This window comes from Acinetobacter colistiniresistens (assembly GCF_000413935.1).
In the GTDB taxonomy this organism is placed as follows: domain Bacteria; phylum Pseudomonadota; class Gammaproteobacteria; order Pseudomonadales; family Moraxellaceae; genus Acinetobacter; species Acinetobacter colistiniresistens.
The window spans coordinates 1-24,642 of record NZ_KE340379.1 but is presented as its reverse complement, the minus strand read 5'-3'; the positions used below and the strand labels follow the sequence as shown (position 1 = coordinate 24,642).

Genomic DNA, 24,642 nt, shown 5'->3' with positions numbered 1-24,642 from the left:
GAAACCAATCGAGAGTGTAATTTACCACTCTCGATTGGCAATCAATTCTTCCATTTCAATATCGAGATAACCGACATCTTGCACCACCATCATCATGGCTTCCGCAATATAGTCTGCGGCAGTATCATCTAAACTAGACTCCAAGTCTTCAAACTGAGGTTTCATTTCGTTAATTTCGATCAGGGTCTGATGTGCATAACGATAGATTTCAGTCTCAGATAAATCGGTACGACTCACCTTTTTAGAAAACTGTTGAATATGCTGCTTCACTTCAGCAACGAGAATATCGGGATAATATTCATCGTCAAACATGGGGAGGAGTAAATCTTCAAACATAAAAAATAATATGCCACTAAAACGCCATGCTTATAACATAATCTGACCAAAATCACGATATTTAGCCATAAAAAAAGCGGCCTTTCCGACCGCTTTTTTTAAAAATATAACTTAATCTTTTTTCGCACTTAAGCTTTTAGCAATCTTGGCAAGCTCTACGAATTCTTCACGCATTTGATAAGGATCTGGTTTTGCAGATTGCTGTGCCAACTGAATAATTTGATCCCACCCCATCGCGCCATTGTATTGCCCACCTTTTAATTGCTGCGCATAAGCAGCCACTGCAATCGCAAAACGGGTATCCGAATTGGCTTGGGCAAGTGTTTTGCTGTCTGCTTTCACCGCTTGATTGAGCAAAATACTTTTTTCTTGATTCGGTAATTTATAGCGCACATTGACAAAAGCATATTCAGACTTTTTCGCTGCATCTGTTTTTGTCGATGCTTGATAGCGTGAATCATTCAGCCAACCTTGTTGACCGGCTGGAATAATTTCATAAAGTGCGGTGACATTATGTCCTGCACCAATATCACCGGCATCGACTTTATCGTTATTGAAATCTTCCTGTTTCAACATCCGGTTTTCATATCCCACCAAACGATATTCTTTCACTGTAGCAGGGTTAAACTCGACTTGAATTTTAACATCTTGTGCAACTGTTGCGAGAGTCGATGAAAGCTGGCGTTGTACAACTTTTTTCGCTTCATTTTTATTGTCGATATAGCTGTAATTGCCATCTCCAGCATCTGCCAGTTGCTCCATCAGCTGTTCGTTATAGTTTCCTGTTCCAAACCCTAAAGTCGTTAACGAAATCCCACTTTTGCGTTTCTCAGCCACCATCCCCTTTAAAGTATTAAAATCAGTAATCCCGACATTAAAGTCACCATCGGTCGCCAATAAAATTCGGTTAATTCCGTTTTTCACAAAGGCTTTTTCAGCTTGCTTATAGGCCAGTTGAATTGCCTGCTCACCAGCCGTTGCTCCGCCCGCTTGTAAACTATTAATCACTGCGAGAATCTTGTCTTTTTGATTACCCGCAGTCGGCTCTAAAACTAACTTTTCACCACTGGCATAAGTAATAATCGTAACTTTATCTTGGGCTCTTAATTGCTCAGTGAGTAAGCGTAACGTTTGTTTGACCAAGGGGAGTTTGTCTGCTGAATCCATACTGCCAGAAACATCAACTAAAAATACCAGATTGGCAGGGGGTAGTTGTTTGGTAGTAAGGTCTTTGGCCTGAATCCCAATTTTGATCAGCTTGGCATTTTCTTTCCATGGTGAATCGACCGTTTCCGTTGTGACCGAAAATGGATGCACATTATTCGGCTGCGGATATTGATAATCAAAATAATTAATCATCTCCTCGGCACGAACCGCATCAACAGGGGGTAAACGGCCATCATTTAAAAAACGACGGGTATTGGTATAACTGCCTGTATCGACATCAATACTAAATGTTGAGACCGCTTGATCCGCAACACGATGAACAGGATTGACCTCATTCTTTTGGTACTTTTCAGTATTCTGTTCTAAACGTGGTCGCTCCATACTCGGCATAATGGCAATATAAGATGCTGGTGCGATCATTTTTCGCGCCTGAGCCAAGCCCTGATTTGACATGGTCATCGGGGCTGGTGACACAGGCATTGTCGTCTCAATCATCGCTTGATCATTTCGTTTGGCAGGCATACTACAGGCCATGATCATGCAACTGAGCAAACTAAGTGTGAGTATTTTGGTAGATGGATGCATGTTTAAATTCCCAAATTCTATTTTGTCTTTCAAATGAAATAAATATGCAAAGATTGTATGCAAAAAAACAAAGCGACACCGTATTTGTATGTATCTTTCTAAGATGACTTATCAATGATTTAAAGCTAAAGCTTTATTCAATCGCGTAATTGATCGTCACCACCACACGGGCAATTTTGTTGATGGTGGCCTTGTCATAAGCTCCACCATAATCACTGTCATCATCAGAGCCACTTTCAGGCAGAATATAGAATGCACCTTGGCTGGCTGAACGCATCATCCCGACTTTGGCTCCACCGACCTTGGCAAATTCATTTGCGCGGCTATAGGCATTCTTGGTCGCATTGGCAATTAACGACATTTTGATTTCTTCAAGATTAGACACCAGATACTCTGGCTTCTGCTCAATGGCAATTCCTTTTTCATCAAGCAAATAAGCATCTCGGGCTGCCTTTTCAATTTTCTTGATATCACGACTACTAATCACAAAAGACTGCATGGCTAAATAGCCTTTAAACTCACGATTGATACGTCCCTCCCCCATATTCACTTCCTCATAATACGGCTGCGAACTTTTATTCCCCAATTGCATATCAGCAGCTTTAAAACCATGTTCAACAAAGAAATGCTGTAAGGCTTGCATATGCTGATCCAGTAACTGATAGGCTTGAGGAATCGTGTCAGAAGTGTGGTTGGTTTGTAATTTTATTTCCCAGCGCGCCGAGTCTGCTTGAATCGGTTTTTCAGCTAATCCTTTGACTATAATTGAGTTTTTATTGTTATTTAACTGTTTAAGCGCATAGCCCATCACCGCAGCCGAGATAATAAAACCAAGGCTTAGAATCAGTGCGCACAGCCATAGACTTCTATATGTAATTGTTTTAGCTTCCATTTTATTATATTACCTATTTTATCTTATAGGCTTGTTATATTGAATCTGACTCAGCAAGTCAATAGAGCCTTAAGCGCTCTACTGACTCAGCCTAGCTTAGTTATTTTGCATCATTTTCCATACTTTAATGGCATCACTGGTGGCTTTTACATCATGCGCCCGAACAATGCTAGCACCCTGTTGAATACTCAACAAATGTCCCATTACGCTCCCCACGGCACGTTCTTGCGCAGGTACACCATTCAATGCTTCACCAATAAAACGTTTCCGCGATAACCCAGATAGGATAGGATAGCCCATTCGGTTCAGCTTCCAGAATTCATTCAGTAACTGAAAATTCTGTTGTGCATTTTTAGCAAAGCCAAAACCAGGATCGATAATGATATTTTCAGCTTTAATACCAACAGCAATCGCTTGATCCAGACGTTGTTGTAACTCCAGAATCACCTCTTCAGTTACATCCCGATATTGGTCCAACTGGTTCATATTGGTGGGTTCACCCCGCATATGCATCAAAATCACAGGGATATCCAATTCTGCTGCTGTTTCCAACGCCTGTGGCCGTGTTAAGGCACGGACATCATTCCAGATATGCGCACCTGCCTGTACAGCTGCACGCATCACTTCTGGCTGACTGGTATCAATCGACATGATCACATCGTATTGGGACAAGGCTTCAACCACAGGGACAACACGGCGGATTTCTTCTGCTAAAGCAACAGGCGATGCATTCGGACGTGTAGACTCTCCACCAATATCAATGATGCTGGCCCCATCTGCCATCATCTGCAATGCATGTTGGATGGCTTGGTCTTTTTGATGATGCTGCCCACCATCACTAAATGAATCAGGTGTCACATTCAAAATCCCCATCACTTGGGGTTCTGAGAGATCTAATCTAAAACGGCCACACTGTAACTGACATTGTGCTAAGGGCATCAACTGCATCAAAACGCTCCACATTGGAATGTGACTATATTAACAAGACTGCCATGTCGACGCTGATGATTTATTTTCAATTTAGAATGAAATCCAAACAAAAAAGAGCGACCGAAGTCGCTCTTTTTATCTTATCGTTGATTAGCCCATTGCTGGTAATGGCGGTGGTGTAGATGGACCATCTTTCGGTGGTTCAAATGCAGCCACTGGATTATCAGCAACATAAACTTTAGGTGGTTGAGGCTCACGACCTTCCATGATGTCACGGATTTGGTCACGATCGATTGTTTCCCAATCCATCAATGCTTTTACCATCGCATGTGCAATATCTTTGTTATTTTCCAAGATATCACGTGCAACTTTGTACTGTTCATCCAAAATACGGCGAACTTCTTCATCTACTTTTTGCTGAGTAGCTTCAGAAATGGTACGGCTACCAACATTACCGAAGAAACCATTTTGGTTTTCATCTTCATACACCATTACACCAAGCTTATCTGACATACCATATTTGGTCACCATTGCACGCGCCATTTTAGTGGCACGTTCAAAGTCGTTAGATGCACCTGTCGACATTTGGTTGATAAAGACTTCTTCTGCAATACGACCGCCAAACAAGATTGAAAGTTCATTCAACATCTTATCTTTATAGTGGCTGGTCTGATCTTGCTCAGGCAACTGCCAAGTCACACCCAGTGCCCAACCGCGCGGCATAATGGTTACTTTATGCACAGGGTCAGTACCCGGTAAGATCTCAGCGACAATCGCATGGCCTGCTTCATGGTAAGCTGTCGCACGACGCTCTTCTTCACGAATCACCATCGATTTACGCTCTGGACCCATGTAAATCTTGTCTTTGGCATCTTCAAAGTCGTGCATATCTACCGTGTTTTTATTACGGCGAGCAGCGAACAATGCAGCTTCATTGACCAAGTTTGCAAGTTGCGCACCAGAGAAGCCCGGTGTACCACGTGCAAGTACTTTAAGATCTACACCTGTCACTGAAGGTAATTTCTTCAAGTGCACATTCAAGATTTGCTCACGACCACGGATATCGGGTAAACCAACCATCACCTGACGATCAAAACGGCCTGGACGAAGCAAGGCTTTATCCAATACGTCTACACGGTTGGTCGCAGCAATAACGATTACACCTTCATTGCCTTCAAAACCATCCATCTCAACAAGCATTTGGTTCAAGGTTTGTTCACGCTCATCATGACCACCACCTGTACCAGAACCACGATGACGACCGACTGCGTCAATCTCATCAATAAAGATGATACATGGCGCATGGCGTTTAGCTTGTTCGAACATGTCACGAACACGAGAAGCACCGACACCGACAAACATTTCAACGAAGTCAGAACCCGAGATGCTAAAGAATGGAACCTTAGCTTCGCCCGCAATTGCTTTCGCCAATAATGTTTTACCTGTACCTGGAGGACCAACCATCAGTACACCACGTGGAATGGTCGCACCCAGACGTTTGAATTTGGCAGGGTCTTTTAAGAAATCAACGATTTCAACCACTTCTTGTTTTGCTTCGTCACAGCCAGCAACGTCACTAAATGTTAGCTTGATTTGATCTTCAGATAACATTTTTGCTTTTGACTTACCAAAGCTCATAGGACCGTTTTTGCCACCAGCGCCACCGCCCATATTACGCATGAAGAACATGAATAATAAGATGATGAGCAATACTGGGAAACTCGCAATGAGAAGTTGCATCAAAATGCCTTGACGTTGTGGCGCTGTGCCTTCAACCACTACATTTTGTTTATTCAAGCTTGGTAGCAACTCAGTGTCTTCGACTTGAGGACGAACCGTCTCAAATGAAGAACCATTGGTTTTTTCACCATTAATATTTAAACCGTCGATTGTGACTTGTTTAATTTGCCCAGCATTCACCGCTGCAACGAAATCAGAATATTTCATCGCTGCAGGCTTATTGCGGTCACTGACGTTGCTAAAAATCAAAATCAGAACACCGAGTATGATGAGCCACAATACGGCATTCTTGAAGTAATCGCTCAAGGCTTTATTCCCATATCAATCTAATTTGATCATACCTAATCTTGGCTGACCTTCACAAAAACAGCAATGAATTTGCGTTGCAAAAAACTTAAAAGGTACAAAATGCACAATTTTTAACAACTTGGCAAGTACACTTTTATTGCAATGCCTTTTTACGACCTTGGCCAATCAAAAAAACTTCTTTCGATCGAGCACGTGATGCCGCAGGTTTGGCTGTTTTTAATACATCAAAACTATCGACCACCTGTTTTCGGAATTCATCAAATCCTGAACCCTGGAACACTTTAACAATAAACTGTCCGTTTGGCCCAAGTACTTTTTGAGCAAAATCCAAAGCCAGCTCACATAAGTAAATCTGACGTGGTTGATCAACAGCCCTATTACCTGATGTATTGGGGGCCATATCTGAAATTACAACGTCTACTTGACGTCCATTTAAAATATTTAACAATTTTTCGAAAACTTCTTCCTCTCGGAAGTCACCTTGCAGGAAGGTTACATCTGGAAGTGCGTCCATTGCCAAAATATCTGATGCAATGACCAAGCCATTGGCACCTACCAATTTACCCGCAATTTGCGACCAGCTACCTGGTGCCGCACCCAGATCAACCACGGTCATGCCCGGCTTGATCATTTTATATTTTTCTTGAATTTCAAGTAACTTATATGCCGCGCGCGCGCGATAACCTTCCTTCTGTGCTTTCTTTACAAAATGGTCATCTAAGTGCTCTCTCATCCATGCACGACTGCTTTTAGACAATTTTTGATTGGTAATGCGTGTCGCCATAACTCACTAAATTTCAAAAAACTTCTGATGCATCATTGTACGTGAAAATTACTCTCAATACAGTACGGATGTACTTCATTCACACGAACTTTTACAGATTTTTTTCGATTATCATCATTGGTTATTTCGTCAATTTTTCACATATTTGTTGCAAGTGCTGTGCTCATGAATCTATCTTAGAATCGGGATGCAAGTTATACTAGGTCGTTTTCCAAATCAGGTATTTTTAATGGCGGCTTTATCTATCCATGAACGTAAGCGTTTACGTCAAATCGGTCATGCACTTAATCCAGTTGTAATGATTGGTAGCCAAGGTCTTACAGAAAACGTCATTGAAGAAATAAATCGTGCTTTAAATGATCACGAATTGATTAAAGTGAAAATTGCGGGTGAAGACCGTGATGCACGTGGCGCAGTTATTGATGCCATTGTTGAAGCAACAGGCGCTGAGTCTGTACAAAAAATTGGTAAAATTGTTTTGCTCTATAAAAAAGCAGCCAAACAAAACCAGCACCTGTCTAACTTGGTTCGTTTTGCTCATTTAAGTAATAAGTAATTACGATGGCAAGTTATGAACTGTCGGCTTTTGATCGCTTTAGTGCCATTACCGTGGTTGGAGCGATTGAGCAACAAACACCAGCAAGCTTAAATGTTGGTTTTTGGGTTCGTGACCCAAATCAATTTTTGATTTACCCAGATCAAGTCACAGCGCACCCACGTCGTGACTTTTTATGGGAACAAACTTGCTATGAAATTTTTGTGGGTGTGAAAGATCAGGATTTCTATCGTGAAATCAACCTTTCCCCTTCTCAAGCTTGGCAAGTCTATCAATTTGAAGAATACCGCTTTCCTGAAGATATGCCGCCTATCGCTGCCTATGATATAGAACTCAATCATTTGCAACGTACGCATTATGGATTGAATGTCAGTTTAGATCTGTCTCAATTTATGCGTGAGCATCAACTCAAATGGGCAGACCTCTATATTGGCTTAACAGCTGTATTGAACACGACACAAGGTCTGCATTATTTTGCAATGCAACACAGTAGTCCTCAAGCAGACTTCCATAATAAGCGCGACTGGTTACATCAGTTTTAAATAAAAAAGCGAGAAAAATTCTCGCTTTTTTATCGCTATGCCAAGTTAGCTGGCACGAACCTTATTCCAAGCTTCAACTGCTTGTTCTTTGGTACGCTTAAAGCTACCCACTAAAGTATCTTTATGCTTTACTGAAATTTGGCTAATGTCATCTTTCAGTTCTTTACTGACTTTACTCAGGTCTTCAATCAATGCATTTAATTCTGTTTTCAATGCATTTTTCAATTCAAGCAGGTTGCCTTGAGATGAATTGAGTTGGGTTTTAATCACCTCTATACGCTCTAAGATATCCTGCTTGATTTGAGTCAATTGATTTTGAATGTTTTGATTCAACTCTTTCGCTTCAGTTTCAATTTTCTCTTGCGTTTCAGCCAGTGCTTCTTTGACCTGACCTTGCGTTTCAGCAATCACTTCTTTTGCTTGTTCTTGGGTCTCGGCAATCACTTCTTTTGCCTTTGCTGTTTTTTCTGCCACCACTTCTTTCGCTTTTGCAGTTTTCTCAGCAACCACTTCTTTGACTTCAGTAGTCTTTTCTGTAACAGCTTCTTTGGCTTTCGTTGTTTTTTCAACGACAACCTCTTTCACTTCTTCAGCAGTTGCAGCAGGTGTTGTTTGATTTGCAGCCATTTTAATTTCCCTCATTTTTGATTGTTGATTTTTCGGCTAGCCATAAGATAAAACGCTCATTTGTTAAACACCTTAAAAATTGTTAGACAATTTGCATAATATCTCATCATATCGATACACGGATGATCGATTTTGCAATAGACAGCTTTGTCCGCCTCTTAAAAAAGAATTCGAGAATTCCTGACTTTAATAAATAAAACACATAGACTTTTCACCCACTCATGCGTATAATGCGCTGTTAAGTTACAAGCGAGCAGACTGGAAGGAGGGGCATGTTTTTTTAAGACGGCCTGCCTTTTTTTATGTCTACTCGCTTTTTTACAGCCCTATTTTTGTGGTCTTAGTTCAGGAGCTTTGGTTTGAGCACCCCCGCCATTTTAGCCCTCGCAGATGGAACGATCTTTAAAGGAACGTCTATCGGTGCATCGGGTAGTACGACTGGTGAAGTCGTTTTTAATACCGCCATGACTGGTTATCAAGAAATTTTGACTGACCCAAGTTACGCGCAACAACTTGTGACGCTGACTTATCCTCATATTGGAAATACTGGCTGTAATAGTGAAGACGTTGAATCAGGTCGCATCCATAAAGTATGGGCGAATGGTTTAATTATTCGTGATCTTCCTTTATTGCACAGTAACTTCCGTGCTGAACAATCACTCAGTGAATACTTGGAACAACATAATGTTGTGGCAATCGCTGATATTGATACACGTAAATTGACACGTATTTTACGCGATAAAGGTGCACAAAACGGTTGCATCCTTGCTGGCGAAAATATCACAGAAGAAGAAGCAATTGCCAAGGCACGTGCATTCGGCGGTTTAAACGGTTTAGATCTTGCAAAAGAGTGCTGTGATCCGACGGGTTTTGAATGGACTGAAGGTTCTTGGACTTTAGGCCAAGGCTTCACCCAACCAGAATTTAAATTTCATGTTGTTGCATACGATTATGGTGTCAAAACCAACATCTTACGTATGCTCGCAGACCGTGGTTGTAAATTAACAGTTGTTCCTGCACAAACGCCTGCTGAAAAAGTACTCGCTTTAAATCCAGATGGCGTGTTCTTGTCCAATGGTCCTGGTGATCCAGCAGCATGTGACTATGCCATTGAAGCAGTGAAAACTATTGTTGAAACCACAACATTACCCGTATTCGGTATTTGTTTAGGTCACCAAATTTTGGCACTCGCTTCTGGCGCAAAAACCATGAAAATGGGACATGGCCATCACGGTGCCAACCATCCTGTACAAAATCTTGAGAACGGTACAGTGATGATTACTTCTCAAAACCACGGCTTTGCTGTCGATGAAAGTACCTTACCTGCAAACTTAAAAGTGACACATCGTTCACTGTTTGACGGTACAAACCAAGGTATCCATCGTACTGACAAACCAGCATTCAGCTTCCAGGGTCACCCTGAAGCTAGCCCAGGTCCACATGACTGTGCTCCATTGTTCGATCATTTCATCGAACTTATTGAAGCCGCTAAGAAGTAATTAAGGAGCGAATAATGCCTAAACGTACGGATATTAAAAGCATCTTAATTATTGGTGCTGGTCCTATTGTCATTGGTCAGGCGTGTGAGTTTGACTATTCAGGTGCACAAGCATGTAAAGCGCTTCGTGAAGAAGGTTACCGCGTTATTTTGGTGAACTCTAACCCAGCGACCATCATGACTGACCCTGCGATGGCGGATGCAACCTATATCGAGCCAATCACTTGGCAGACAGTTGCACAAATCATTGAAAAAGAGCGTCCAGATGCAGTCCTGCCAACCATGGGTGGCCAAACTGCATTGAACTGTGCCCTTGCCCTAGACGAGCACGGTGTTCTTGAAAAATATAATGTAGAACTGATTGGCGCATCAAAAGAAGCGATTGAAAAAGCAGAAGATCGTAAACTATTTGATATCGCAATGCGTAAAATTGGTTTGGAATGTCCAAAAGCAGCCATTGCTGAAACAATGGAAGAAGCGTTGGCGATTCAAGCGGGCTTCGGTTTCCCAGTGATCATTCGTCCATCATTCACCATGGGTGGTTCTGGTGGTGGTATCGCGTATAACCGCGAAGAATTCCTTGAAATCTGTGAACGTGGTTTCGACCTCTCTCCGACGCATCAGTTACTGATTGATGAATCATTGATTGGTTGGAAAGAATACGAGATGGAAGTTGTTCGTGACAAAAACGACAACTGTATCATCGTCTGTGCGATCGAAAACTTCGATCCAATGGGCGTTCACACTGGTGACTCAATCACAGTTGCACCTGCTCAAACATTGACAGACAAAGAATACCAATTAATGCGTAATGCATCGGTTGCAGTTCTTCGTGAAATCGGTGTTGAAACTGGCGGTTCGAACGTTCAATTCGGTATTAACCCGAAAGACGGCCGTATGGTTGTGATCGAGATGAACCCACGTGTATCACGTTCATCTGCACTTGCATCTAAAGCAACAGGTTTCCCAATTGCAAAAATCGCAGCGAAACTTGCGGTAGGTTATACCCTTGATGAATTGAAGAATGACATCACGGGCGGCGTAACACCAGCATCTTTCGAACCGTCGATTGACTATGTTGTCACGAAGATTCCTCGTTTTAACTTCGAAAAATTCCCGCAAGCTGAGCCAGTATTGACGACTCAGATGAAATCTGTGGGCGAAGTGATGGCGATTGGTCGTAACTTCCAAGAATCTGTACAAAAAGCACTTCGTGGTCTTGAAGTGGGTGTATGTGGCTTTGATGAAAAAGTTGAAGCGGGTACAGCCAATGCCAAAGACATCATCTTAAAAGAGCTTAAAGTGCCTGGTCCTGAGCGTATCTGGTATGTTGCCGATGCATTCCGCCACGGTTTCTCTTTAGATGACGTATTTGAAGCAACCAAAATCGACCGTTGGTTCTTGATTCAAATCGAAGATATCATCAAAACTGAAGCACAAGTAAAAACTTTAGGCTTTGGTGACTTAAACGCTGACAATATCCGTTCGTTCAAACGCAAAGGTTTATCTGACCTGCGTATTGCCAACTTAATGGGTATTTCACAAAAACAATTCCGTAAGCATCGTTGGAACTTGGGTGTCTATCCAGTTTACAAACGTGTTGATACTTGTGCAGCCGAGTTTGAATCGGGTACTGCTTACATGTATTCAACTTATGATGAAGAATGTGAAGCAAATCCATCAAACCGTGACAAGATCATGGTGATTGGTGGTGGTCCAAACCGTATCGGTCAAGGGATCGAGTTTGACTACTGCTGTGTACACGCTGCGCTTGCAATGCGTGATGACGGTTATGAAACCATCATGGTGAACTGTAACCCTGAAACAGTTTCAACTGACTATGACACCTCTGATCGTCTCTACTTCGAACCTGTCACTCTTGAAGATGTACTTGAAATCGTACGTACCGAAAAGCCTAAAGGCGTGATCGTACAGTACGGTGGTCAAACCCCATTAAAATTGGCGCGTGCTTTGGAAGAAGCAGGCACTCCAATTATCGGTACATCTCCTGACGCAATTGACCGTGCAGAAGACCGTGAACGTTTTCAGCAAATGATTCAACGTTTACAGCTTCGCCAACCGAACAACAGCATCGTAAAATCTGCTGAAGAAGGTATTTCAGAAGCAGCGAAAGTGGGTTATCCACTAGTTGTGCGTCCATCTTATGTATTGGGTGGCCGTGCAATGGAAATCGTGTATAACGAAGATGAACTTAAACGTTACCTTCGTGAAGCAGTTCAAGCATCGAATGAAGCCCCTGTCCTGCTTGACCGTTTCCTTGACGATGCAACAGAAGTTGACGTGGACTGCGTATCTGACGGTAAAGATGTTGTGATCGGCGGTATCATGCAGCACATTGAACAAGCAGGGATTCACTCAGGTGACTCAGCATGTTCGATTCCTCCGTACTCGCTTTCACAAGAAGTTCAGGACGAAATGCGTCGCCAAACTGTGGCTATGGCAAAAGAACTTGGCGTTATCGGTTTGATGAACGTTCAGTTTGCGGTTAAAGGTGACGACATTTATGTACTTGAAGTGAACCCACGTGCATCACGTACTGTTCCTTTCGTATCTAAATGTATTGGTGACTCTTTAGCAAAAGTTGCGGCACGTTGTATGGCTGGCCAATCTTTAGCATCACAAGGTTTCACCAAAGAAATCATCCCAACACACTATGCTGTAAAAGAAGCCGTGTTCCCGTTCGCCAAGTTCCCTGGCGTAGACCCAATGCTTGGGCCTGAGATGAAATCTACAGGTGAAGTAATGGGTGTGGGTAAAACTTTTGGTGAAGCATTCTACAAAGCGGTATTAGGTTCAAATGAACGTTTACCGGGCTTGCCAACTGAAGGTGAAGTCAAACATGCGTTCTTATCGGTTCGTGAATCAGATAAGAAATACATCGCTGATGTTGCGAAAAAGTTGATTGCTTATGGCTTTAAACTTGTTGCAACAAATGGTACACATCGTGTACTCAAAGAAGCGGGTATCGAGTGTGAAGCAGTCAATAAAGTGACCGAAGGTCGCCCACATATTGTAGACCGCTTGAAAAATGGTGAAATTCATCTTATTGTCAACACAACTGAAGGCAAACAAGCTCAGTATGATTCTGCCATGATTCGTCGTGCTGCCCTCCAAGGCAAGGTGTATTACACCACGACAATTAACGGTGCAGAAGCAGTTTGCCAAGCATTTGCTGTGAAATTGCCAATGGATGTATACCGCTTGCAAGATTTACAAACTGTAGGTTAATTCTCTACCGATAAAGTCCCGTCACCTTATCGGTGGCGGGCTTTTTCTTTTTTTAATCCTGTATTTTCCCAACCAATTTAGAGGGGACCAGAATGCAACGTTATCCTATGACTCCCGAAGGCAAGGTTGCCTTAGAGAAAGAATTACAACAGCTCAAGACAGTGGATCGCCCACGTATTATCCAAGCGATTGCTGAAGCTCGTGAACACGGTGATTTAAAGGAAAATGCTGAATATCATGCTGCGCGTGAACAGCAAGGTTTCTGCGAAGGTCGTATTCAGGATATCGAAGGTAAACTGGGCGCAGTACAAGAAATTGATGTCAAAACACTTGAGCAAAACGGCCGTGTGGTCTTTGGCGTGACTGTAACCATTGAAAATCTGGATACGGAAGAACGTAAGACTTATAAAATCGTCGGTGATGATGAAGCAGATTTTAAAATCAATAAAATCTCAGTGAACTCACCGATTGCGCGTGGTCTTTTAGGTAAAAATGAAGGCGACGAAGCGAAAATTCAAACACCACAAGGTGAAGTTGAATACGAAATCGTGAGTGTCGAATATCTTTAATCGACATTCGATAGAATAACAAAAGGACTCTTCATCAATTGAAGAGTTCTTTTTTTCAGACACTCTTTTTCTAAATAGAATAAAATACAGGCATGCAAGATCAACTGATCAGTGCATTGATCTATGCTATTGCAGGAATTGTTCTAGGTATTGGGTTTTCCATTACATCAGCATTTCATGTGAATTTTACGACCAACTCTGTACGCATTATTTTTTAATCTCTCCCTATTCAGTAGGATTCTAGACTTTATATTGCCCAATCAAATTCAGCATTTATTGAGTTCGCTTTGGAAATTCTTCTGCAACTCGTATTCTCTGCTCATTTAAAAGCTATAATGACGCAGCTTTGTTTCGGTATTTTGTCTCAGTTATGGAATCATTAATCAACTCCCCTGTTAAACATTGGTGTGAGTTCGAGTTTATTGCTAAAACGGTGAAAAATCCGAATATCCAGATTAAAGGCAATTATTCTTATTATTCGGCTTATTGGGATCAAGGTTTTGAGCGCTGTGTGGTGCGCTATCTGCATGACAAGGTAGCTACGCCTGATAAGCCCATTGACCAACTGCATATTGGTAACTTTGTCTGCTTTGGGGCTGAATGCGTGATTATGATGGGTGGTAATCAATTGCACCGCCCTGACTGGATCTCAACTTTCCCATTTGATACACGTAGCTTTCAGACCGCAGGTGATACGATGATTGCCGATGGTTGCTGGATTGGTAGCCGTGCCATGATCATGCAAGGGGTCAAATTGGGTGAAGGTGCGGTGGTTGCAACAGGCGCTGTAGTCACGCAAGATGTACCTCCCTATGCGATTGTCGGTGGTGTTCCAGCCAAAGTGATTAGATACCGTTTTTCTGAACAAGATATTGAAAAACTGCTTTCCCTGAAGCTTTATGACTTAGATGAAAAGCAGATTTTAAAAATGCGTGAACAATTGCAGACTGATGATGTGGATGCACTGATTCAATTCTTTGAGCGTAATTAAGACTACTTTTATAGATAAATCATGATGATACATGTCTTTTATTTTCATGGAAATTTCATCTATTCTTGAACCCATCCAAGCTTAACCATAATGCTATAAATAATAACTATCCCTATAAAAATGCTAGGTTTTATTCTCATCCTAACAGGTTTAGAATACAATCATAGCTTATATATTAATCAAATTTTATTGACTGAATTCAACGTAAAATCATAAATATAAGGAGTATCCAACATGGCTTATCAAAAAATCTTAGTGGCGATCGATGACTCTGAAATTGCAGCAAATGTCATTCGAGAAGCAGCTCAACTGGCCAAAGCCTTAAACAGTGAACTGACGGTTGTAGAAGTGATGACTTTAGATCCTTATCTTGCAGATGCCTATATTCGTATGGGGCAAAGCAATGATTTAATAGAAAGAGTCCGAAGTTATGCTCAAGACAATCTCAGCAAAGCTGAAAAAAAGTTTGAAGAGCATGGCTTAACGGTTGCAACGCAGGTTCTGGAAGGGTTTTCAGTGCATCAAGAAATTATAGGTGCAGCACAGAACCTAGGCGCAGACTTGATCATTATGGGCTCGCATGGGCGTACAGGCTTTAAACAATTTGTACTCGGTAGTGTGGCGCAGAAAGTTTTGGCGGAAAGCCACATTCCCGTATTGATTGTACGTTGAATATGTATTGTTCAAGACACATACACTAAGGACGTATAATGATGCTATCCATTAAAATAACATGGATGTAGTGATTTATACGTTCTGAGAAATCAAACCAACCTAAGGCTGCCAAGCAAAGATTTTTAAACTGACCTTGCCATTTAATAAATACACCCCTTCCTGCTCTAACAAATTCTGCTGAACATTTTCACCCTTCTCATTGATTCGAGTCACACTAATCTTGCCTTGCGAGTTAATCACACGATACCAGGGAATCTCACTGTCTTTGTCTAAATGCTTAAGTACATAACCGACTAAACGAGGATGTTTAGGCAAACCAGCCAGCTTGGCAATTTGCCCATAACTTGCCACTTTTCCATAAGGAATTAAGGCAATCACTTCTAAAATTTGTCGATGTAGTTCATTGGTATCTCGCACCATACAAGCTCCAAAAATCTGCTAAGATGATCAAAATCATGCGAAAAGCTAGCTTTACAATAATTAAAACGCGACCATTTGAGAGAACAAAAAAATGCGATTAAAAATCACAGCGCTAAGCTTATTATTCTTGACCATCGGGACTTCTTGTACAACTCAAAAACCAACCGTAAAAACGCCCCGCGATCAATATCCTCAAGAAACTAATGATTTACCTGTAGTTAATGTCAGCTTTATTGTGACCAGCAATCGCCCTGAAGTCCAAGCCTTAGATAACAAAGTACAGATGAATAAAGAATTAGCCATTCTGAATCAATATTTTGTCGATGAAAATAATCATAAAATCTTTAAGTTTAAAATCCACCATTACTATTCATTCCAAGATTTTAGTAAACGTAAATGTGATCTCGCCAACCAGTTAAGTCAATCAAAAGTAATCATCCCCGCAAAGCTACCAAGTGCGGTCAACGCTTGTTTTCCTCGCAGGAAAAGTAAAGAAGTCTTATTTATTATTTACGATGCTTATAGTGAAAAACTCAAAGATGCCGATATCACCAGTTGGGGATTTCGCAATCAAGGGCAACCCTTTATTCTGATTGACTGGAAAAGACTCAATTATCAAACCCAAGCAGCCAGTATTCATGAAATGGGACATGCCTTTGGCCTTGGTCATGTATGTTCACCTAAAGCCACTAAAACAACACCAACCAATATCATGAGCAGTTATGATTGCCGTTTAGGCAGTGGCGGTCTGCGTAATCTTGGTTTTACAACAAAACAGGTCAATACCATGCTCAATAATTACCAACAATATCCTTAAAAACCGAATTGAAGATAAGTACCCAAATGATCTTGTCCCACACTGTAATGAGTTGGGTCTAACTGACGAGTCAATAATGCTCGGGCTTGTTCAAACTGTTTCTGATCAACGATACGTGGTTGCCAAAAGGTTTTGCGGTTATGTGTATAAATCGGATACAGCTTTAACTGCCACTCCATGACATTGATTCGAACAATGGCTCCATAGGGCAAAGCTTGATATTTCTCAAAATCACCATTGCTGTTAAATACACCATTCCCGATTCCAAAAATAACAGGTTTTTGATTGACAGATTGAATCGGTTGAATGGTATGTGCACCATGTCCAATCACCACATCTACCCCGATCTGTGTAAGCACTTTTGCCAGTTTCTCTTGCTCAGGATGGATGGGTTTGAAATCAACACCCCAATGACAAATCACCATGATCTTGTGCTCTGGATGTGCTAAACGATATTGCATAATCTGTTCAAATAAAATGGCATTGATACATGCCACTCCAGAGCTGTGACCCAGTGCATAAAACTCGTAATCTTGATAGGCCGTTTGCCGATGCCAATAGCCATTAAAAATAGCCAAACATTGCCCTGCATTATTGATGATTTCTAAACCTTGATGTGCTTGTTGTTGATCATTGCCCGCCCCAATATAATCAATATTGGCAAGCTCTAACTGAGTTAAAGTGTGTTTTAGGCTTGCCTCACCATAGTCTTTAAGATGGTTATTGCCCAAACACAGCGTATTGAGATGAATCCGTTTAAATTCGTCTAAAGTTTCCTGAGCTTTTGCCCCCAGAATATAGTCTTTTTTCCCCAATAAAACAGAATGTTCATCGAGATTAAAAACAGCTTCTAAATTGGCAATATTAATATCATCTGCGCCAAAGAATGGTTTGATCGCCTCAAAAGAGTGACCGTAACCATAGCGTTGTAAGGCATCATCAACACCTTTATTTTTTCTTTTAGCTGTATAAAACTCACCGAAATAAGTATCACCAATAATATTGATCCATTCTGTCTTGGCTTGGCGCTGCTTTGTTGGTAACCGACCTTGTTGGAAATAATGATAATACGGAGCTAAGTGATCAATACGATGTAACGGATCTAATAACTGAAAAATACCAAGTGTCTGATTGTGATGGAGGTAAGAAAAGTAATAATCTTGCTTTTGATCAGTGAGATAAAGAATTGCATCAAGTGCCTTACACGTCATTAAGGAACTGGTGGCTGCAATATCCAGATCATTTAGATTCAGTGATTTAACAAAAACTTGTTGTAACAACGCCATTGGCATACTAAATATTGCCTGAGCCAAACAGTATAAGTTTGTAAGGCTATTTTTATGGCCAATGCGCAAGTCAAATTTTCTGGCTTTTTCAGTAACGTTCATCCGCATCTCGGCTAAATTACGAAATAGATGAAAACCAAGAACCTGTTGGGTGTTTTGAGTTGGATTAAAAGTCAGTAATTGCAATGAGGCTAGAACAGTGTAGCGTTGTTGCAAGATCAAATCGGAGAGATCAGCCTGTTCGGTATGTAGTGCATGGTCTGTAGTAAGCAGCTCTTGAAGTTGCAGCTTTCCATCAATCACTCGTTCTAAAGCCTCAAGTAATAGCAGCCAATATGAACAATCCCCTGCGATTTCTGTCTGCCAAACCGGATGTTGAAAGTCTTCATGACCAAACAGACTAATAATTTTTATTTCTTGAGGCGTATTCATTTATTTCACCCTCAAGCTTCAGTTTCAAAATGCTGCACATAAGCAACATAGCCTGAAAGATTATGTTCTTGGTCATCGATACGTACACGAAAACGATCATGCCGAACATAAAAAGCATTCAGTATTTTATCTGGGCGCGCCATATACATCGCCACTTCAGGATAGAAAAAACCGGTGCGCTGGAATTCAGTTCGAAACTCAATCATCTTTTTTAATTCATCGAATCGTGCTTTGACAGACAGCTCCTGTAAACCTAAATCCCGCATGCGCTGCACCATTTGATAAGCAGCCATCATCATTTCAAGTAAAGTTGCATAAGCTGTTTTACGATTTCGAATAAACATCATATGTTTTAAATAATTATTCATGCCAAATTGAAAATATTTTTCCTCTGGACAAATTTTTGTCAGCTCATTGGTGCAGTAGCTCAGCCAATGGTCATGATAACGGTCATATTTTTTTTCAATAAATCGTTCAAACATGCATTTGACGGTTTCAAGTAGTTTTTCATCTGCATCAAGCTGATAGAGACGCAATAAAGCCAAGGCAGCTTCACCATCATAGTAAATGATGCGGAATTTTTCTTTGATGTCATAGCTTGGATAATGCAATACATGCGTGGTTTCACCTGCTTCATTGATCATCGACAGGATGCCATTGGCCAAGGCCTGAGCATCCTCAAGATATTGATCATCTGCTGTAATTTCCTGATATTTGGTCAGCATCAAAATTGCCGCAGCATTGGCTCCCAATTTAATTTCATCCAACTGTCCCTGCTCTGTTCCATCGAGCATATAGGCCAAACCTGCCTGTTTTTCGATATAAAAATGCTGTAAGGCATAATCGATTGCAGAGCGAATTTTTTCTATCAGCATTGGGTATGAATGAAGCACTAACGTCTCAATAAGTGCATAAACCGAAGTACAGTGCCGAACTGTGTTGTAACTACGAATTTCACGATCATAGGCAGGGAAAAAACCATAGTTGAATTTGCCGTCCTGCTGGATTTGTTGAAAGAGAAACTGCGCATTTGTTTCAATCATTTTTTTAAAATGGTGTTTTTTGGGTTCAAGCAAGCAACGCACACCATTTTCAGTGAACTGACTTTGCAATGGAATCAGTTGCCCCTGTTCATACATCACCGCATAGGTATCAAAAGTCCACACCTGTTGAATTTCTATTATTTTTATAGTGTGATGCTGATCTGGATATTTTCTTAAAATACTGCTATTTAAGTTTTTCTCATCAATAAAATTTGGTGTGCTATAGCTGAGTGCCCGAATAATTGCCTTACCATAGAGCTCTTGCTCCAAAAAGCAGATCTTAAAGTCTGCATCCAAACTCATCCCTTTACGATAATGATTATTATGGAATTGGTTTTTTAACGTTTGTTCGATGTGCTGCCATTGTTCGACTTGGATATTAAAGGCTACGTCAATTTTAAGAAAGGTGCTGAGCGCTTCAGCCGATGAAAATTGCTGCTCTAGAAAATCCAATAATTGTTGCTGTGTATCAGAAAAATCGGAGCAGGATGAATTCCAAACTTGGCAACGTTGTGTCTGTTCACCAAAGGAGCAGAAAATAGCTGTTTTAGACACATCAATATGTGATCGAAGCTGTTGAAAGAATTGCTCATTGAGTTGCTGTTTTAATTGCTCAAATGCTGAAATCGTTGTAATGGTCATATCTTCAGTTTTTAGAATTTTTTAAGTCTTTTAAATAAGATACCACATATTTTGATCATCTTCTCAAAATGAAAAAGAGAGCCCGAAGGCTCTCTTTTAGAGTTAAAGATTTGGATTAGTAAATGATTTGACCATTGTTGAGTAAATCATTGAGTGTCAATGATGCTGTCGGATGATCTAAATGCAGCGTCAACAATTGAGTACTTGTATAAGTTCCGCCCAGGCCATCACGATCCACACTAATGGTCGCACTTTGAGTCGTCGCATCGTAGCTTACTGATACATACGAACCAATGGTGAGACTATTTGGAGTACCAATTAATAAGTTGCTGATGTCAATCTTGTCAGCCTGATCATCCGTAGTGACATTACCGAGATGGAAATCTGTCCAAGTATCCACGCCACCTGCTGTTGTATTACCACCTGTTGCGCTAACCGTACCCGCAGCAGTTAAAGTATTGTAAATCAAGGTGTCAGAACCATTACCGAGTGTGAAGGTATCATTTGCAGCAGTACTGACTGCCAGACTGTTCAACTCTTGACTCAAATGAATTGTTAAAGTGCTCGTTGACTCGGCACCTGTAACAGATACAAGTTTATAATTAATCGTATCAATGGTTGCATTCGCTGCACTATCAAAAGCTTTGTAGTAATACGAACCATCATGGTTGAGATACAATGTCCCTTCACCTGTATTAATCGCCTGACCTGCCGCAATCTGATAATTGCCTGGTGATACTTCAACAAACAATTGAGAAGCAGTCGTAGTATCTGCGACACCACCAGCAGTATCACCCAACAGGATATTGCCATGAATCCAGTCGCTTAAACCATCTGGTGTATAGCTGTCCAAATGCGTTGTTTTGGTTGTTACCACAGAGTCAAGCGTCACAGCACCAATTGGAAGCAGACTTGATAGACTAAAGACCACTCTATAAGTACCTTCAGACAAGTGATTAACATCCGCTGAATAAGCTGGAGCACCTAAAATACCAGCTAGCGCTGTCGCAGATCCCGTATAAACAGTATTGACCCATGTACCACCAACGAGTTGCTGAATGGTATAACCAGCAGTTGGTAACACCGAAAGACTCAATGATGTCGTGTAATTCAATTGTACATGCACATCATTAACCGTATTTGCAGCAATCACAAATTGGTTAGATGTTACAGTACTACTCAACACAGGAAGCGGTGGGAAACCTGCCAAATTACCGATAGTGACATTACCGCTTGGTACATCTACTGCCGCATCCACCACAGGTTTCATGCTAATTGTTGCATCATTCGAATCCGCGTTGGCAACTGGAGCAGGAATAACAGCATCTGCACCTGGATTTGCGATATTCCAGTTGAGATTCACATCAGGCGAACCAATTTGGATATGCAATGTCGCAGTATCAGTTTTACCTGTTACAGGATCAGTGACCGTATAAGTGAAACTGTCCACTTTACCAATGTTCAAGGTATTTGCTGCTGCTTGGTAACTATAACTACCGTCCGCATTAATGGTCAAAGTACCGTATGCGCCAACAATCGTTGTTGCTGTACCTGCGATGACACCAGATACATTACCATTTTCAGATGTGACAGCAGTCACAACCGTCGTGGTTGTAATATAGTCTGGCTTATAATTCGAACCATAACCTGCTGAATTATCATCAGAAAGAACATTACCCGTAATTGGGTTTACAACCAAGGTAGGTACTTGAGTAATATCACCATTATTCAGAGTAATACCAGCCGTAACACTACCAAGCGCAGTAAGCAGTGTATTGCTCTCCATAAATAACTCATATGTACCTGCACTTAAGTTATCCACTTTGAACTTCACTTCAGAACCGAAGATACCCAGCAAATCAAGTATGCCGGCATTCGAGCTATCTGCAATTACCGTACGCGTACCGTCTGGATTGACTCGGGTTAATACCACATGTAAACCATCAACCACCGTTGCAACTGAGCCAAAGTTCACTGCAAAAATTGCTTCCGTAATATGACCAGGAGCAACCGTGAATTGCGCTGTACCTTGTTTAGTACCAATTACAACACCACCAACACCAAGTAACCAGTTATAGCTAATCGCGTTCGCAATGACTTGTGTCGTCGTTGGATAAACAAGATCAATCGCAGCAGAAGCAACGTTATCCATTGCATCCACAGGGACTGGACCGGTAATGACTGCTGGTTGTGATGGATCGTTCGGATTCCAAGTCATGTCCACATTATTACTATCCAAGTGAACATAGAGAATCGCTTGTGAAGTATTCCCCGTAGCTGGATCCAGTAAGGTATAAGTAAACTGGTCAACCTTACCGAGATTCAATCCATTGGCATTTGGTGTATAGGTATAATTACCATGTTGATCAATCACTAAGGTACCGTAAGTACCTGTAATTGTTGTTGTACCTGTTGCAGCCACCGCATTGCCATTAACCACCGAGATGACAGCATTGTTGCTTGCTGCATCCACTGCTCCGTTTAGACCTGCGTCTTTAATCACGTTGCCAGAAATCGGATCCACTGAGTATCCAGCTACAACATATGGGTTATAAACATCCATTGTACCTGTTAATGTTCCACCTAGGCCGACACCTAGTAATCCGCCATAACCGATAAAGGCACGATATTGACCAGTGGTTAAACCATCAACCACAGCCGTTGCCACGCCTCCAATCAACGATAGGTTAACCAAAGTGGCTTGTGGATTTGTTCCACCAACAGAAACCCATTGTTGTGTTGTTGCATCGTATTTTTGAATAACAAGTGAATAATCACTTAATACATTCGCAGTGAGTAAACCACTGAACGTAAATGTTGCTGAACTTTCTCGATCAGCATCTACATTAAATGCAATCGTTGAGTTACCTAACAGTTGTAAATTCAAGCCGAGTAGCGAAACTGCTGCCACATAACTTGCACTACCAAGCGCAACGTCATTCGCCACAAGTAATGACTCTGGATTAATTTCAGCCACTGCAAGGTTATCTGCAGCTTTCACAGAGCTTAATTGGATATTCAGTGCTGCTTGAGCCGTATCGCCAGAAGCAGTATCTTTTAAGGTATACACAAAGTGATCTACCTGTCCAAGCCCTGCTGCATTTGCATTAGGTGTATACGTATATGAACCATTCAAGTTGATCACTAAAGTACCATAAGTACCCGCAATCACCGTACCATTTGCAAGAACAGGATGGCCATTCACCGCATTAATCACTGTTGTTGGTGTTACAACATCAACCTGACCGCCTGCATTGGTATCAAGAATCACATTACCCGTCGCATTTTCGGTAAAGAATCCACCAATTTGCGTCGTATCATAGATATCCATAGTACCCGTTAAAGTACCGAGTAAACCAACACCTGCAATACCAGTATAGGTCATAAACGCACGATATTGACCCTGTTCTAGCCCATCGATAACGATACCTGGTGTAGAACCCAATAAAGTCAGTTTCAGAATATCCGCCTGACCACCACCATAAACCGAAGTCCATTGACCAGTCGCTGTATCCAGTTTCTGTAAAACAAGCGAGTAGTTTGATAACGCATTCACACCGATTAAAGCACTATAAGTGAATGTCGCATTCCCTTCTTGATTCGCTGCAACGGTAAAACCAACCCCATCAGAACCGAGTTGTAAATTAAGGCCTAATAGTGAAACAAGCGCTAAGTAGGTTTTACTGCCCAACGCAGCATCATCTGCAATCAATAATGGTTCTGGTGCAAGAACTGCGGTAGCAGTATTGTCATAGGCAATGATCGTTGTGTTTGTAAGGGTATAACTTTGTGAACCTTGAATGCTACTACTATTCCCTGCCGCATCAGTAAATGTTGCTGTTGCCTGAATTGTCAGATCTGTATCAGCTGCAAGTTCAGTACCAGGGACAATGGCCGTCCATGTATGTGTCACAGGATTAACCACTGCTGAGTAATTTATACCATTCACATTCACTTGAATCGTGGTGGTTACCGCATCTGCTGGAATGGTTAATGTACCTGAGATTGAGACTGGACCAGATACTTCTAACGGATTAAGAACATTATCGCCAGTAATTGGATTAATTGCGATTGCAGCAGTACTAATATCCGGAGGCGTTGTATCCACTGTAATCGTGACATCTGTTGTGTTATCGACATTACCATATGCATCCACCGCTTGTGCATGAATGACCAAGGAGCCATCGCCAGCCACTGCAACTGCTGCCGTGATGTACCCATTGAGTAAATCTGCTGCTGTCACGGTGTGGTTGTTTCCATTCACAGTCACGACAGTGCCTACAACTGCATTTGGTCCTAAAGCAACACGGGCATTGAAGCTAGCATCATTGCCTAGTTCCGTAGCGTTCAAGATACCATCGCCATTTAAGTCATCTGGTACTGTGATCGCACCAATCAAATCAGCTGGAGTCGCAACTGTTTCTGTAGCTGGTAAGGACACATTCCCTGCCGCATCTGTTGCTGTCGCGGTCACCGCCTCACCATTCAACAAGCCACCCGGGTTCGGTACACTCCACACCCCAGTCACTGGGTCTGCAGTCACCTGTTCGGT

General features: G+C 41.6%; 19 protein-coding genes. 8 read left to right on the top strand and 11 right to left on the bottom strand.

The window, feature by feature from the left end; genetic code table 11:
* Positions 1-21: 21 nt before the first annotated feature.
* The 6 genes from F907_RS13200 to rlmE all read right to left on the bottom strand — a co-directional run bounded on the left by F907_RS13200 (position 22) and on the right by rlmE (position 6,743).
* Positions 22-336 carry a DUF5713 family protein gene (locus F907_RS13200; RefSeq protein ID WP_005269684.1) on the bottom strand — a complete coding sequence of 105 codons (315 nt, stop codon included), beginning with the start codon at positions 334-336 and terminating at the stop codon, positions 22-24.
* A 111-nt stretch (positions 337-447) separates the two neighbouring features.
* The gene (locus F907_RS13205) at positions 448-2,088 is read right to left on the bottom strand and encodes a vWA domain-containing protein (protein WP_016651583.1); all 1,641 of its coding nucleotides are present in this window, start codon (positions 2,086-2,088) and stop codon (positions 448-450) included.
* Between the two features lie 133 nt (positions 2,089-2,221).
* Positions 2,222-2,980 (bottom strand): SIMPL domain-containing protein, encoded by a 759-nt coding sequence (locus F907_RS13210; RefSeq protein WP_005243710.1) that lies wholly within the window; start codon positions 2,978-2,980, stop codon positions 2,222-2,224.
* Positions 2,981-3,076: 96 nt separating this feature from the next.
* A complete protein-coding gene (folP, locus tag F907_RS13215; protein WP_016651582.1) occupies positions 3,077-3,928 on the bottom strand; it encodes a dihydropteroate synthase in 852 nt (283 codons plus the stop codon).
* A 132-nt stretch (positions 3,929-4,060) separates the two neighbouring features.
* Positions 4,061-5,956, bottom strand: a complete 1,896-nt coding sequence (gene ftsH / locus F907_RS13220) for an ATP-dependent zinc metalloprotease FtsH (protein ID WP_004651936.1) — start codon at positions 5,954-5,956, stop codon at positions 4,061-4,063.
* Between the two features lie 136 nt (positions 5,957-6,092).
* Positions 6,093-6,743 (bottom strand): 23S rRNA (uridine(2552)-2'-O)-methyltransferase RlmE, encoded by a 651-nt coding sequence (rlmE, locus tag F907_RS13225; RefSeq protein WP_005243712.1) that lies wholly within the window; start codon positions 6,741-6,743, stop codon positions 6,093-6,095.
* A gap of 229 nt (positions 6,744-6,972) precedes the next feature.
* On the opposite strand from rlmE, the gene yhbY reads away from it, so the two are divergent.
* Complete coding sequence (yhbY, locus tag F907_RS13230; protein WP_016651581.1) at positions 6,973-7,299, top strand: ribosome assembly RNA-binding protein YhbY; 327 nt, start codon at positions 6,973-6,975, stop codon at positions 7,297-7,299.
* Between the two features lie 5 nt (positions 7,300-7,304).
* Positions 7,305-7,841 carry a DOMON-like domain-containing protein gene (locus tag F907_RS13235; protein ID WP_005243715.1) on the top strand — a complete coding sequence of 179 codons (537 nt, stop codon included), beginning with the start codon at positions 7,305-7,307 and terminating at the stop codon, positions 7,839-7,841.
* A gap of 45 nt (positions 7,842-7,886) precedes the next feature.
* Here the strand turns inward: F907_RS13235 and F907_RS13240 are convergent, their stop codons facing one another.
* The gene (locus tag F907_RS13240; RefSeq protein ID WP_016651580.1) at positions 7,887-8,468 is read right to left on the bottom strand and encodes a hypothetical protein; all 582 of its coding nucleotides are present in this window, start codon (positions 8,466-8,468) and stop codon (positions 7,887-7,889) included.
* A 359-nt stretch (positions 8,469-8,827) separates the two neighbouring features.
* Between F907_RS13240 and carA the strand changes: the two genes are divergently transcribed.
* The 5 genes from carA (at position 8,828) to F907_RS13265 (ending at position 15,447) form a co-directional block, all read left to right on the top strand.
* Positions 8,828-9,967, top strand: a complete 1,140-nt coding sequence (carA, locus tag F907_RS13245) for a glutamine-hydrolyzing carbamoyl-phosphate synthase small subunit (protein ID WP_016651579.1) — start codon at positions 8,828-8,830, stop codon at positions 9,965-9,967.
* A gap of 14 nt (positions 9,968-9,981) precedes the next feature.
* Complete coding sequence (gene carB, locus F907_RS13250) at positions 9,982-13,215, top strand: carbamoyl-phosphate synthase large subunit (protein WP_005243726.1); 3,234 nt, start codon at positions 9,982-9,984, stop codon at positions 13,213-13,215.
* 92 nt (positions 13,216-13,307) lie between these two features.
* Positions 13,308-13,784 carry a transcription elongation factor GreA gene (gene greA, locus F907_RS13255; protein ID WP_016543034.1) on the top strand — a complete coding sequence of 159 codons (477 nt, stop codon included), beginning with the start codon at positions 13,308-13,310 and terminating at the stop codon, positions 13,782-13,784.
* Positions 13,785-14,154: 370 nt separating this feature from the next.
* The gene (locus tag F907_RS13260; RefSeq protein WP_016651578.1) at positions 14,155-14,775 is read left to right on the top strand and encodes a CatB-related O-acetyltransferase; all 621 of its coding nucleotides are present in this window, start codon (positions 14,155-14,157) and stop codon (positions 14,773-14,775) included.
* Positions 14,776-15,009: 234 nt separating this feature from the next.
* On the top strand, positions 15,010-15,447 hold the full coding sequence (locus F907_RS13265; RefSeq protein WP_016651577.1) for a universal stress protein: 438 nt from the start codon (positions 15,010-15,012) through the stop codon (positions 15,445-15,447).
* Positions 15,448-15,549: 102 nt separating this feature from the next.
* Here the strand turns inward: F907_RS13265 and F907_RS13270 are convergent, their stop codons facing one another.
* Complete coding sequence (locus F907_RS13270; protein ID WP_005243740.1) at positions 15,550-15,870, bottom strand: MGMT family protein; 321 nt, start codon at positions 15,868-15,870, stop codon at positions 15,550-15,552.
* Between the two features lie 91 nt (positions 15,871-15,961).
* Here F907_RS13270 and F907_RS13275 point away from each other — a divergent pair, with 91 nt between their 5' ends.
* Positions 15,962-16,687 (top strand): zinc metalloprotease, encoded by a 726-nt coding sequence (locus tag F907_RS13275; protein ID WP_016651576.1) that lies wholly within the window; start codon positions 15,962-15,964, stop codon positions 16,685-16,687.
* On the opposite strand, the gene F907_RS13280 is transcribed toward F907_RS13275, so the two are convergent.
* The 3 genes from F907_RS13280 to F907_RS13290 form a co-directional block, all read right to left on the bottom strand.
* The gene (locus F907_RS13280; RefSeq protein ID WP_016651575.1) at positions 16,684-18,405 is read right to left on the bottom strand and encodes a CapA family protein; all 1,722 of its coding nucleotides are present in this window, start codon (positions 18,403-18,405) and stop codon (positions 16,684-16,686) included. The two genes, F907_RS13275 and F907_RS13280, sit on opposite strands and share 4 nt — an antisense overlap.
* A gap of 11 nt (positions 18,406-18,416) precedes the next feature.
* Positions 18,417-20,090: a glycoside hydrolase family protein gene (locus F907_RS13285; RefSeq protein WP_016651574.1), complete on the bottom strand. Its 1,674-nt coding sequence runs from the start codon at positions 20,088-20,090 to the stop codon at positions 18,417-18,419.
* Between the two features lie 115 nt (positions 20,091-20,205).
* Positions 20,206-24,642: BapA/Bap/LapF family large adhesin (locus F907_RS13290; RefSeq protein ID WP_016651573.1), on the bottom strand; the 4,437-nt coding region annotated here is incomplete at its 5' end.